This is a genomic window from Massilia sp. Leaf139, from assembly GCF_001424165.1.
Classification (GTDB): Bacteria; Pseudomonadota; Gammaproteobacteria; order Burkholderiales; family Burkholderiaceae_D; genus Telluria.
Window position 1 is genome coordinate 682843 of record NZ_LMOJ01000001.1, and the last position, 13087, is coordinate 695929.

Genomic DNA, 13087 nt, shown 5'->3' on the forward strand with positions numbered 1-13087 from the left:
GGTAATCGCCGGCCGCGCGTGCACGTCGCGGCGGGCCTGCGATTTTTTTGCGGACGACAACTCATGTGCGGCACAGCCGCCAAAAACGTACCATAATGGTAAGGATGCCATTCGCGCACTGCGCTCCTTTCGCCACCTGAACCTTCATGCCCACCAAACCAGCAGCCAAGGCCGAACCGGCCTACGAAGTCAAGAAATCCCCCGTGCACGGCAACGGCGTCTTCGCCCGGCGCCACATCGATGCCGGCGAACGCATCATCGAATACCGCGGCGAGCGCATCAGCTGGGACGACGCCACCCGCCGCGCCGAAGAGCGGGGCGGTCCGATCAACCATACCTTCTATTTCAGCCTGCACGACGGCCGCGTGATCGACGGCGGCCGCCGCGGCAACGATGCGCGCTGGATCAACCACGCCTGCTCGCCCAACTGCGAAGCCTACGAGGACGAGGGCCGCGTCTACATCCACGCGCTGCATCCGATCGAGCCGGGCCAGGAACTGAACTACAACTACGCGCTGATCTACGACGAGCGCCACACGCCGGCCCTGAAAAAACTCTTCGAATGCCGTTGCGGCACGCCCGGCTGCACCGGTACCATGCTGGCCCCGAAAAAACGCGCCAAGAAAAAAACGGCCTAAGCTTCCGAGACTTCCCATGACGCCCATTGTCCGCAGCCTGCTCGAGACCGATCTCTATAAATTCACGATGTGGCAGGCACTGCTGCACCGCCACCCGAACGCGCACGGCGAGTACGAATTCCTGTGCCGCAACCAGCCCGACTATCCGCTGGCCGAGCTGAAGGAAGAGGTCGAACGCGAACTCGACCACCTGTGCGAGATGCTGTTTACCGACGACGAGATCGCCTACCTGCGCGGCCTGCGCTTCATCAAGAGCGACTTCGCCGACTTCCTCACGGTGTTCCGCTTCCAGCGCAAGTTCATCACCGTGGAGGCCGACGGCCCGCACCTGCGCATCCGCGCCTGCGGCCCGATCGTGCACGTGATGGGCTTCGAAATCTATGTGCTCTACATCGTCAACGAGCTGTACTTCCGCCGCTTCGACCAGGCCGCCGCGATCGAGGTGGCGCGGGAGCGCCTGGCGCTGAAGATCGCGCAGTTCCGCGAATTCGACAAGGAACCCAAGCGCGCCAATCCCTTCGAGTTCTTCGACTTCGGCGTGCGCCGCCGCTTCTCGGGCGAGTGGCAGGACGAAGTCGTCTCCACGCTGGCGCGCGAGCTGCCGCAGTACTTCAAGGGCACCTCGAACGTGCACCTGGCGCGCAAGTACAACCTGGTACCGATCGGCACCATGGCGCACGAGTACCTGCAGGCCTTCCAGGCCTTCCCGGTGCGCCTGCGCGAATTCCAGAAAGCGGCGCTGGAGGACTGGGTGCAGGAATACCGCGGCGACCTCGGCACCGCGCTCACCGACGTGGTCGGCATGGACGCCTTCCTTGCCGACTTCGACCTGTATTTCGCCAAGCTCTTCGACGGCCTGCGCCACGACTCGGGCGACCCGGTCGCCTGGGGCGAAAAGGCGCTGGCGCATTACGCGAGACTGCGCATCGACGCCCGCACCAAGCGCCTCGTGTTCTCCGACGCGCTGACCGTGCCCAAGGCCCTGGGCCTGTACCGTCACTTCGCCGACCGCACCATGACGGGCTTCGGCATCGGCACCCAGCTCACCAACGACACGCCGTACAAGGCGCTGAACATCGTCATGAAGCTGACCCGGTGTAATGGGCAGCCGGTGGCGAAGCTGTCGGATACGCCGGGCAAGTCGATGTGTACGGATGAGACCTTCCTGGCGTACTTGCGGCAGGTGTTCGGGGTCGCGGAGGAGGGTGGCGTGCATTGACACGCGTGGGCTCGGAGAGCCCCGTGACCCCGTACGTTACGCCGCCGTCAGTGACGTAGGGTGGGCGCTCCGAGCCCACCTGTTCGATCGCATCCAAACACGCGGCGCGGCTTAATCCTTCGCGCACAACTTCCACAACTCCGTCGGCAATGCCGCCGGCGCATCCGGCTTGAAAAACGCCGCATCCTGGATGTGCGAGGTCGTCACATACACCGTGCCGTCCGGCCCCTGGCTGAAGGTGTCCGGCCAGCGCAAGCGCTTGTCCTGCACCAGCGTCCGCAGCGGCGCCTCCGCGCCCCCGTCGAGATCGCGCATGCGGATCGCATCGTTCTCGACGCTGGTGAGCAGCATGCGGTTGGTGCCGCGCGCGATCAGGAGGCCGTCGTTGACGCCGTTCAGGCCATAGGGCTCGACCGCGCCCGAGACATCCTCGCCGCGCATGCCGGCGCCGCGCAGCTGTTCGGTGGCGATCCGATACAGGGTGTCTCCCTTGATCGCCTGCCAGTACAGGTAGCGGCCGTCGCCCGACAGTTCGATGCCGTCGGCCGAGAACTCGACGCCGCGTCCGTCCGGACGGCGCAGCTCCTCGCCGTCGGCCTTCACGTTCAGGCCCTTCTTCATCTGCGTCGAGTCGTCGCCGTCGAGCACGCGCCTGGCTTTGCCGCTCGCGATCTCGACCACCAGGATCGCGCCTTGCACGCCCGAGTCGGTGATGTAGGCGAAGGCACCATCGTTCGAAAAGCGCACGTCGTTCAGGTAGGAGCCCTGGGGCGCGGCTTCCTCGTCGAAGGCGATGGTGTGCGCGACCTTGTTGGTGGCCAGGTCGATGCGCACCAGCTTGGCGCCGCCGTCGACCAGGTGGCTTTGCGCGGGCGCGGCCGGGTCGAGCACCCACAGGCTGCCGCGGCCGTCGGCGACGACGCTCTGGACGCAGACCCAGTGATCCTCGGGCGAGACCTCGTCCTTGCGCGCATTGCGCCAGCTGTTCCATTCCTCGTCCGGATAGGGCGCGATGCTGCCGTCGCCGCGCAGCTCGGCCACCGACACGGCCGTGTCCTCCGTCCAGCGCGGGAAGTTCACGAAGATGCGATTGTCTTCCGAGACGGTGACGCCCGTCACCTGGTGCTCAAAGCGGGCGACGAGCTCGATGGTGGTGCGGCCTTCCTGGAGGTCGACGCCGGAGTCGGTGCGTTGCTGGTTCATGAAAGTCCTTGTAAAAGTAGTGAAGGGGTCAGGCTGCCTTGCGCTGGCTGGACGCGGCCTCGGCCTCGTGCGCCAGGCGCTGCTGCAGCATGGCGAGCACGGCGGCTTCCTCGGGCTGGAGGGCGTGCAGGTCTTCGACCAGTTCCTGTTCGGTGCGCTCGCGCATGGCCTCGATGACAGCGCCCTCCATGTAGGCGTCGAGCACGGCCGGGTGCACATAGCACTTGCGGCAGACCGAGGGCGTGTTGCCGAGCTTCTGGGCGACCGATTCAATGGCGCGCACGACGTTCTTCTTGGCCTGGGTCTCGGAGTCGAACTTCTCGAATTCCTGCAGGGCCAGCGCCGCCAGCACGGTGCCCGACCAGGTGCGGAAGTCCTTGGCCGTGTAGTCTTCGCCGGTGATCGAACGCAGGTAGTCGTTGACGTCGGAGGAGTCGATGCTGTGCGTCTCGCCGTCCTCACCGATGTACTGGAACAGCTCCTGGCCGGGCAGGTCGCGTGTGCTGCGGATGATGCGCGCCAGGCGCCGGTCGTGCACGTGGATCTTGTGATAGACGCCGCTCTTGCCGCGGAATTTGAATTCGACGTCGCTGCCGTCGACCTTCACGTGGCGGTTGCGCAAGGTGGTCAACCCGAAGGATTTGTTGGTGCGCGCGTATTCCTCGTTCCCGACCCGCATCATGGTCGCTTCCAGCAGGTAGACGATGGTGGCCAGCATCTTCTCGCGGGGCAGGCCGGGCAGCTTCAGGGCGCGGTCGACTTCGGCGCGGATGGCGGGCAGGGCCTTGCCGAAGTTGATCATGCGCTCGTATTTCACTTCATCGCGCACGCTGCGCCATTTCGGGTGGTAGCGGTACTGCTTGCGCCCGCGCGCATCGCGCCCGGTCGCCTGCAGGTGGCCGTTGGCCTGGGGGCAGATCCATACTTCCTGCCAGGCCGGGGGAATGGCCAGCGAGCGGATGCGCTTGAGCGTCGCCTCGTCCTCGATGGCCTCGTTCTTGGGCGAGAAATAGTTGAACCCCTCCTTGGCCGGTTCGCGCCGGATGCCGGGGCGGTCGTCGTGCACATAGCGCAGGCCGGCCGCCTTTGCGGCGGCGGGCGGGTCGGAGAGCGGTGCCGGGTCGGCCGGCGTCTGGGCATCGAGGGTCATGGTGGCGGCTCGTAAGTGAAACTGGCCGCACCGATCTTACGCCTTCTGGCAGGCCGCACCGTTCGCGACCTAACGCAGGGACTTACCCGTAGCGGGCCTCGACCAGGTCGATCTCGCGCAGCAGCCTGCGTGCGATCTCGTCCGACAACTGGCGCCCATGCACCAGCGCCAGGATGGCCTGGCGTTCGGCCTTGAGCGCGGCCAGGCGGTATTCGCGCTCGGCCTGTTCGGCCACCCGCACCCGCGACGGGTCGTACAGGCCGGCGCCGCCGAGGCGGTGCTCGTAGACCCCGCGCACGTGGTCGACGGCGCTGGCGTGAACGTCGCGCACTTGCTCCCCCTCGTGTTCCTTGTCCAGGTGCGAATGGGCCGCCTTCTCGATGGCGGCCAGCGCCGCCACCGCCGCGTCGTGGCGCGCGCGGTCTTCCTCGGCGGCTTCGCTCGATTCCTCCGGCACTTCCAGCCCGCGCAGCACGCGCGGCAGGCCGATGCTGGCCACCAGCAGCGAGACGATGATGACGGCGCTGGCGTAGAAGATGGCGAGGTCGCGTCCGGGGAAGGGCGCGCCGCTCGGCAAGGCGAGGGGCAGCGTGAGGACGCCGGCCAGCGTGATCGCGCCGCGCACGCCGGCCAGCGAGGTGGCCACCACCAGCCGGAAGTTGGGCGTGTAGACCTGGCGTCCGTGGCGGCGCGCCTTCAATATCGTCAGGCGCAGCGAGACCCATACCCAGATCAGGCGCAGCAGGATCAGGCCCAGGCTGATGAGGAGGGCGGTGCCGAGCAGCGTCCATTCCGTCATGTTTTCTGCGAGCCGGGCATGGCGCATGGCGCGCGCGACGATGTCGGGCAGCTGCTCGCCGAGCAGCACGAACATCACGCCGTTGAGTGCGAACTGCACCGTGTCCCAGACCACGGCGCGGCGCACGCGGGTGGACGCCAGGGCCCGGCCCGACAGCTCGACATAGCTCATCGTGATGCCGGCGGCCACCGCGGCCAGGATGCCGGAAGCGTGCAGGTGCTCGGCGGCGAGATAGGCGCCGAAGGGAATCAGGAGGTTGACCAGGATCGGCGAGCCCGGCTCCTCGCCGAAGCGCTGCCCGGCCACGCGCTGCACGAACGCAACCGACACCGTGATGACGACGCCGCAGGCGATGCCGCCCAGCGCGACCCAGAGGAAGGTGAGCGAGGCGTCGGCCAGCGAAAAGGCGCCGGTCATGGCGGCGGCCACGGCGAAGCGGAAGCACACCAGGCCGGTGGCGTCGTTCAGGAGCGACTCGCCCTCCAGGATGTGCATCAGGCGGTGCGGGATGGGCACCCGCGCCGCGATCGAACCGACGGCTACCGGGTCGGTCGGCGCCACGATCGCGGCCAGGGCGAAGGCGACGGGCAGCGGCATGGTCGGCACCAGCCAGTGGATCAGGAAGCCGGCGCCGAGCACCGTGAAGATGACCAGGCCGAGCGCCAGTTCCAGGATCGTGCCCTTGTCGCGGAACAGGCCGACCTTCGGGATGCGCCAGCCGTCGAGAAAGAGCAGGGGCGGCAGGAACAGCAGGAAGAAGATTTCGGGATCGAGCGCGACGCCATGGCCGAACACCCCGGCGATCACCGCGCCCAGCGCGATCTGCACCAGCGGCAGCGGGATCGCAACGGGCAGCATCCGCACCAGATAGCCGCTGCCGATCACCGCCAGCATCATTGCAAGGACTACGCCGACCGATTCCATTCATGCTCCCTTGATGTCAGGTTGGCATGATACGGGAATGCGGCGGGACGGGTGCGCAGCGGTACGTCACGCGGGCTTGCCCGCCCTACGCAATGCCCCGGCATATCGTAACGGATGCATGAGCATTCGTCCCAACGGCCCGCTGCGTCGCCGTCGGTTTACGTAGGGCGGGCATGCCCGCGTCATGTGCGCATCGACACACGCTGCCGCGACCGGCCGCGCACGCGAACGAATCCCGGCTTAGCGCGGATGCTTCTCCGCCGCCGCGTCGGCCAGCAGATCCGACAGCTCCACCGTATTGACCGGCTTGACCATGTACTGGTCGAAGCCGGCCGCCATCGCCGCGTCGCGGTCCTGCTGGCGACCGTAGCCGGTCATCGCGACCAGGGTGGCGTTGGTGGCCTGCGGCAGGCGGCGCAGGCGGCGCGCCAGTTCGTTGCCATCGAAGTCGGGCAGGCCGATGTCGAGCAGGCAGACGTCGGGCGCGAACACGCGCGCCAGGTCGACCGCGTCGGCCGCGCAATAGGCCAGCTCGACCCGGTGGCCGGCGGCGGCCAGGAACAACTGCAGCGTGTGGGCGGCGTCCAGGTTGTCGTCCACCAGCAGTACCTTCAGCGGCTTGACGGGCTGCGCATGGCTGGCATGCTGGGGCGTCGGCACCAGCACGTCCTGGGTGTGGCGCGGTAGACGCACCGTGAAGATGCTGCCCTGGCCCAGGCCCGCGCTGGCCGCCTGCACGGTGCCGCCGTGCAGTTCGACCAGGCTTTTCGCCAGCGCCAGGCCCAGGCCCAGGCCGCCCTGCGAACGGTCGGGGGTGCGCTCGGCCTGGGTGAACAGGTCGAACACGCGCGCCACCAGCTGCGGCTCCATGCCGATGCCGTCGTCGCGCACGGTCAGCACGTATTCCGGGCCGTCTTCGACCAGGGCCAGTTCGATGCGCCCGCCCTCGGGCGTGTATTTGTTGGCGTTGTTGAGCAGGTTGGCCACCACCTGCACCAGGCGCTTGTGGTCGCCCTTGACGGTGGCGCTGCCGGGGGGCAGGTCGAGCACGACGCTGTGGCGGCGGGTGGCGATCAAGGGCCGGATCTGCTCGGCCGCGTCGTCGATCACCTTGCGCAGGTCGAGTACCTGGGTCGAGATCGAGACCAGGCCGCGCGTGACGCGCGAGACGTCGAGCAGGTCGTCCACCAGGCCGGTCATGTGCTCGACCTGGCGCGCGATGATGGCGCAGGTCTGGGTGATCTGGGCGTTGTCAGAGTGGAGGAGTTTCAGCAGATGCGCGCCGGTGCTGATCGGCGCCAGCGGGTTGCGCAGCTCGTGCGCCAGCATGGCCAGGAATTCGTCCTTGCGCTGGTCGGCCGCGCGCAGTTCGCGCTCGGCCAGGCCGCGCGCCGCTTCCTTCTTCTGCAGGGTGGCCGCCATCTCGTCGAGCGCCTCGGCCAGCTGGCCGATTTCCTCGCGTTCGTAGGCGATGCCCGAGCGCGCATCGAGGTCGCCGGCGGCGATGCGGCGCGCCGTGTCCTTCAGCTTGCGCACGCGCTGCACGATCAGCACGTCGCCCGCCAGCCAGGCCGCGAGCAGGGCCAGCATGGTGGTGGCGGCCAGGCCGATCAACGACATCAGCTGGGCGCGGCGCGCGCCGGCCGTCACTGTCTCGACCGGAATGCCGATGGTGACCATGTAGTCCGACAGCGCCGGCGCGCCCACGCGCGCAAAGGTGTGCAGGCGTTCGATATCGTCGTCGTCGCGGATCACGACGGCCTTGCGGTTGCCGCCCTTGATCGACTCGCGCATGGCGTCGCGCATCAGGGTCGAGACCTTCTGGCCGAACCAGCGTTCCGGGTCGGGCCGGCGCGAGATGATGGTGCCGTTGGCGTCGGTCGTCACCAGCACCGAGCCGGGCGGCAGGTTGATGTCGGCCACAAACGTGTCGAGGCCGGCCAGATCCATCGCCGCGAAGACGACGGCGACGACCTTGCCGCCGCGGTCGATGACGGGATAGGTGAGGTTGATCGTGTGGCGCCGGATCACGCGTCCGAACACGTAGTCGCCGGCGATGAAGCGGCGCTCGGCGATGGCGCGCTTGAAGTGACTGCGGTCGCCCAGGTTGACCGGGTGGAGCATCGGCACGGCGCTGCAGCTGACGTCGCCGTTCAGCTGGATCAGGCCGAAGTTCACATAGCCCTCGTTGCGGTCGAGGACATCGGCCAGGAGCGCGTTGCAGCGCGGCGTTTCGCCCAGCAGGTCGGGCACGCTGGCCAGGTCGACCAGGATCTGGCGCGCGCGCTCGACCGATTGCGCCTCGTTGGCGGCGGCCAGGTTGGTCAGGCGGCGCAGGTTGTCTTCGGAGGCCTCGATCGCCTGTTCGCGCTCGCGCATGCCGCCCAGGATCGTCATCAGCGCCAGCGGCAGGATCGCCAGCGCGACGAGCAGCATCAGGCGGCTGCGCAGGCTGCTCAGCCGGAAGAGCGGCGCGGCCGCTTTCATTTGTCCGCCGCCAGCCGGTCGCCGAAAGCGACCAGGCGCCGTACGCCTTCCATCAGCGTGACGGGGTCGTCGCAGATGTAGCCGATGCGGATGAAGCCGGGCACGCCGAGCGCGTCGCCAGGCATGATGGCGACGCCTTCCTCGGCCAGCAGGGCTTCGGCGAAGGCTTCGGTGTCGGTCGTCAGCGAACGCACGTCGCCCCACAGGTAGGGGCCGGAATCCGGACAGCGCATCTCGATCCACGGCACCTCGACCAGGTGGCGCAGCACCGTGTCGCGCCGTTCGCGGTATTCGTCGATCATGTGCTGCTGCGGGCCGCTGTCGAAGGCGGCGACCAGGGCGACCTGGGCCAGGTGCGAAGCGGCCGCCGTGATCGGGCCCTGCAGGGTCTGCATCGCCTCGGCGATGGCGGCGGGGCCAAGGGCGAAGCCGAGGCGCCAGCCCATCATCGCGTAGCTTTGCGAGGCCGAGAAGATCGTCACCACGCCCAGCGCGCGCCAGTCGCACAGGGTGGCGAAGCTGGTGTGGGCCGGGCCGAAGCTGAGGTGTTCGTAGCTCTCGTCGACGATCACCTGGGCCTTGGTTAAATGCGACCAGGCGCACAGGTGGCCGAGTTCTTCCTTCGCGTAGACCTTGCCGGTCGGGTTGTGCGGGTTGTTGACGATGACGAGATCGGCGCGCGGGCAGGCGGCCAGGGTCTCGGGCGTGAGGGTGTCGGGCAGGTCGGCCAGGATCGGCTTGAGGCCGAGCAGCTGGCAGGTGGTGACATAGGCCGGCCAGTGCGGCTTGAAGATCAGCACGCTGTCGCCCGGATCGGTCATGGCGTACAGGGCCTGGTACAGCGCCTGCTTGGCGCCGTTGGTGACGATGATCTCGTCGGCTTCGGCGGCGATGCCGTTTTCGCGTTCGAGCTTGGCGCACAGGCTGCGGCGCACGTCGAGCGCGCCGGCGACGCCGGTGTAGGGCATGGTGCGTTCTTCCTGCACGGCGCGCGTGACGGCGTCGAGCACCGGGGCGGGCGGCGAGAAGTGGGAGATCGCGATCGAGAAATCGATGATGCCCATCCCCTCGTTGCGGAAGGCTTCGACGCGGCCATGCATGGCGGTCGTGGCCAGGGGGCGGGAAGCGGCAATACGGCGTGAAATCTTCATCTTATTATGTGCTGGTCGATGCGACGTGGGTAAATGATTAACACTGTGTCTCAGTGTGGCTTCCGCTTGCCACAACATTTCCTGATTGTACTAAACATTTACGTTTAGGCGAGCGCGAATGGCGGTCACCGGGACGTTCCGTTTCACGCATGTCGGATCGTCATCAGGCGCCTGGGGCGCGGTTGCCGGAGTGAGCGAGCGCCGCGGCGAGAAGGATTCTGGTACGGTAGTCATAACTGCAACAATGGAGCAACCATGAACCATCAGATCGTACGCATGCTGCCCAATTTCGAAGCCGCCGAAGCGGCGCGCAAGGGCTTGCTGGACGAAGGCTTCGACCCCAACGGCATCGACGTCAACGTGACCACCGACGAAGCCGGCCCGGCCGAGAGCAATTTCTATGTGGGAGATTCGCCTGAAGTGAAGGGTGGAACCGACTACGAGGACGTCTTCAAGCCCGCCGAGCGCGGCGACCTGTGCATGATGACGGTGACGGTCACCAGTGAAGCGCAGCTGGAGCGGGTGGCGGCCATTCTCGAACATAACGGCGGGATCGATATCGACCCCGCCCATCTCGCCGCCCGTCGCAACGCCTGACGCTTCACCAGGCGTTCTGGCGTCGCTTAACTCCAGCTCAGGTCGGTTTTACTGAGCGGTAGCTCGCGCACGCGCTTGCCGGTGGCGGCGAAGATCGCGTTGCAGACGGCCGGCGCCAGCGGCGGCAGCACCGGTTCGCCCAGTCCCGTCACCGGATAATCGGTCTTCAGGAAGTGCATCTCGATCTTGGTCGGCGTCTCCGGCATGCGCAGCAGCTTGTAGTCGTGGAAATTGCTTTGCACGACGCGGCCGCCCTCGATGTTCAGCTCCGGATGCATCAGCGTCGACAGGCCGTCGATCACCGAGCCCTGCACCTGGTTCTCGGCGCCGGACAGGTTGACGATCTGGGCGCCAATGTCGGTCACCACCACGACCCGGTCGACCTTCAGCTCGCCCGACTTCGAGACCGTGACCTCGGCGACTTCGGCCACATAGCCGCGGTGGCTGAAGTGGAAGGCGACGCCGGCGCCCTGGCCGCGCGCGAATTTCTTCTTGCCCCAGCCCGACTTGGCCGCGACTTCACGCAGGACATTCTTCATGCGCGCGACGCTGTAGGGCTGGCCGCGTTCGCCCGTGCCCGGCACGATGTCCTTGTCGCCCAGCAGTTCCAGGCGGAACTCGACCGGATCGCGTCCGCCCGCATGCGCCAGCTCGTCGATGAAGCTGTGGAAGACCCAGGAAAACACGCTGCTGCCCGGTGCGCGCCATGGCCCCATCGGGATGCGGCATTCGAGCGCGGTTTGTTCCAGCAGGCAGTTGGCCAGCCAGCGGCCGGGGAATTCGTCGCCCGATAGGCTGCCGCCGCTGCCCGGCTGCAGGATGCTCTTGCCTTCGCGCTCGACGCGGTTGGCGAAGGTGACGAAATGGTTGTGCCAGCCGACCAGCTTGCCATTGGCGTCGACGCCGCCGCGCAGGTGGTGGAAGCCGCCCGGACGGAAATGGTCGTGCTGCAAATCGTCTTCGCGCGTCCAGGTCAGTTTCACCGGCGCGCCGACCTTTTGCGCGATGGCGGTGGCCTCGACGATGAAGTCCGACGACAGGCGCCGGCCGAAACCGCCGCCGCTGCGGATGATGTGCAGGACGATCTTTTCCTTCGGGATGCCGAAGGTCGTGCTGACCAGGGCCTGGCCCGAACCCGGATTCTGGGTCGGGGCCCAGAGTTCGAGCGTGCCCTCGCTCGGTTTGAACCAGGCCGTGCAGTTCTGCGGCTCCATGCTCGCGTGCGAGATGAAGGGATAGGTGTAGCTGGCTTCGACGGTTTTCGCCGCGCCGGCAAACGCCGCGCCAACGTCGCCATCCTTGCGTAGTACGGTCGTGCCCGGCTTGCCGGCAGCGGCCTTGGCCTGGGCGGCGAAATCGGCCCAGCTGTGCGTGCTGCCCGTGCCTTCGTCCCATTTCACTTCCAGCGCGCGGCGCGCCTTGAAGGCGGCCCAGGTCGAGGTGGCGACGATCGCCACGCCCGGCCGCAGGCCGTTCAGGTTCTCGGTGCCTTCGACGATGAAGGCATCCTTCACGCCGGGCATTGCCTTGATGGCCGCCAGGTTGGCGCCCACCGGCTTGCCGCCGAAGACCGGGCACTTCGCGTACACGGCGTACAGCATGCCGGGCAATTGCACGTCGATGCCGAACAGGGGCTTGCCGCTGACGATGGCGCCGTTGTCGACGCCGCCGATGCGGGTGCCGAGGAGGGTGTAAGTGGCTGGATCCTTCAGCTGTACCTGGGCTGCCTCGGGCAGCGGCAGCTTGGCGGCGGCCGGCACCAGTGCGCCATAGCCGAGCTTGCGTCCGCTCGGGGTGTGATGGATGGCGCCGTGGGCCGCACGGCATTCGGCAGCTGGAACATTCCACGTTTGTGCTGCCGCCTGCACCAAAACGGTGCGTGCGGTCGCGCCCAGGCGGTGGAAATCGTTGTAGTTGGTTGGGGTCGAGGTCGAGCCGCCGGCGCCCTGGCTGCCGTAGGCCGGATTCAGGCCGCCCTGGACGATGCGCACGTCCTTCCAATCGATCTCGAGTTCCTCGGCAATCACCATCGGCAGCGAGGTCTTGATGCCCTGGCCGATTTCCGGCTGCTTCGATACCAGGGTGACGACGCCGTCGCGGCCGATGCGGATGAAGATGTTCGGGGAGAATTCGGCGGCGCCGGCATCGGCCGCGCCTTGGGCCGCGAGCACGCCGCCCGGGCCCATGCCGATGACGAGGGCGCCGGCGCCGGCCGTGCGCAGGAAGCCGCGGCGCGCTGGAGAAAGGGGAGCGGGAGAGCGGGGCGCGTTCATGCCTTGCCTTTCTTGGTGGTGACGGCAATCTCGGCGGCGCGGTGGATGCCGGCGCGGATGCGGGTATAGGTCGCGCAGCGGCACAGGTTGCCGGCCATGGCTTCGTCGATCTGGGCGTCGGTCGGCTTCGGGTGCGCTTTCAGGAGGGCGCAGGCGCTCATGATCTGGCCCGACTGGCAGTAGCCGCACTGCGGCACGTCGAGTTCCTGCCAGGCTTGCTGCAGGGGATGCTGGTGTTGCGGATGCAGGCCTTCGATGGTCGTAATCCTGGCCTTGCCGATGCCGGACACCGGCAGCAGGCAGGAGCGCGTCGGCGCGCCGTCGATGTGCACGGTGCAGGCGCCACACTGTCCGGCGCCGCAGCCATACTTGGCCCCGACCAGTCCGAGCGAATCGCGCAGCGCCCACAACAGCGGGGTGTCGGCGTCGACGTCGACCTGGCGCGGCTTGCCGTTGATGTTCAGGGTGTACTTACTCATCGACTTTTCCTTGCCTGGATATAAACCCGAGCATCGTAGCAAAATGCAGCAGGGAAAAGGGTGGTCAGAGGAAAGTATATTGTTAGCGAATTGTTGTCATGGAGGCGGCTGCGCAGGCCTTTCCAGGGATGCAGCTTGCCGGCCATCCGGACGAAGGCGGCCGGCGG

General features: G+C 67.2%; 10 protein-coding genes. 3 read left to right on the plus strand and 7 right to left on the minus strand.

What is annotated here, in order from left to right; genetic code table 11:
* Positions 1-146 precede the first annotated feature (146 nt).
* Positions 147-638 carry an SET domain-containing protein gene (locus ASF77_RS03130; RefSeq protein WP_056334223.1) on the plus strand — a complete coding sequence of 164 codons (492 nt, stop codon included), beginning with the start codon at positions 147-149 and terminating at the stop codon, positions 636-638.
* A 16-nt stretch (positions 639-654) separates the two neighbouring features.
* On the plus strand, positions 655-1857 hold the full coding sequence (gene pncB / locus ASF77_RS03135; RefSeq protein WP_056334226.1) for a nicotinate phosphoribosyltransferase: 1203 nt from the start codon (positions 655-657) through the stop codon (positions 1855-1857).
* Between the two features lie 111 nt (positions 1858-1968).
* Here pncB and ASF77_RS03140 read toward each other — a convergent pair whose 3' ends face one another.
* From ASF77_RS03140 to ASF77_RS03160, 5 genes are all read right to left on the minus strand, one after another.
* Positions 1969-3060, minus strand: coding sequence for an L-dopachrome tautomerase-related protein (locus tag ASF77_RS03140; protein ID WP_056334229.1), 1092 nt, complete (start codon positions 3058-3060; stop codon positions 1969-1971).
* A gap of 28 nt (positions 3061-3088) precedes the next feature.
* Positions 3089-4210, minus strand: coding sequence for a DNA topoisomerase IB (locus ASF77_RS03145; RefSeq protein WP_056334231.1), 1122 nt, complete (start codon positions 4208-4210; stop codon positions 3089-3091).
* A gap of 82 nt (positions 4211-4292) precedes the next feature.
* On the minus strand, positions 4293-5933 hold the full coding sequence (locus tag ASF77_RS03150) for a Na+/H+ antiporter (RefSeq protein WP_056334234.1): 1641 nt from the start codon (positions 5931-5933) through the stop codon (positions 4293-4295).
* 240 nt (positions 5934-6173) lie between these two features.
* The gene (locus ASF77_RS03155) at positions 6174-8420 is read right to left on the minus strand and encodes an ATP-binding protein (protein ID WP_056334237.1); all 2247 of its coding nucleotides are present in this window, start codon (positions 8418-8420) and stop codon (positions 6174-6176) included.
* Entirely contained in the window at positions 8417-9571 is a 1155-nt protein-coding gene (locus ASF77_RS03160; protein WP_056334240.1) for a pyridoxal phosphate-dependent aminotransferase, read from the minus strand. Before ASF77_RS03160 ends, ASF77_RS03155 begins: the two co-directional genes overlap by 4 nt.
* 255 nt (positions 9572-9826) lie before the next feature.
* Here ASF77_RS03160 and ASF77_RS03165 point away from each other — a divergent pair, with 255 nt between their 5' ends.
* Entirely contained in the window at positions 9827-10168 is a 342-nt protein-coding gene (locus ASF77_RS03165; protein WP_056334243.1) for a hypothetical protein, read from the plus strand.
* A gap of 26 nt (positions 10169-10194) precedes the next feature.
* Here ASF77_RS03165 and ASF77_RS03170 read toward each other — a convergent pair whose 3' ends face one another.
* Both ASF77_RS03170 and ASF77_RS03175 read right to left on the minus strand, forming a co-directional pair.
* A complete protein-coding gene (locus tag ASF77_RS03170; RefSeq protein ID WP_056334245.1) occupies positions 10195-12441 on the minus strand; it encodes a xanthine dehydrogenase family protein molybdopterin-binding subunit in 2247 nt (748 codons plus the stop codon).
* Positions 12438-12920 (minus strand): (2Fe-2S)-binding protein, encoded by a 483-nt coding sequence (locus ASF77_RS03175; protein WP_056334249.1) that lies wholly within the window; start codon positions 12918-12920, stop codon positions 12438-12440. Before ASF77_RS03175 ends, ASF77_RS03170 begins: the two co-directional genes overlap by 4 nt.
* Positions 12921-13087: the final 167 nt, after the last annotated feature.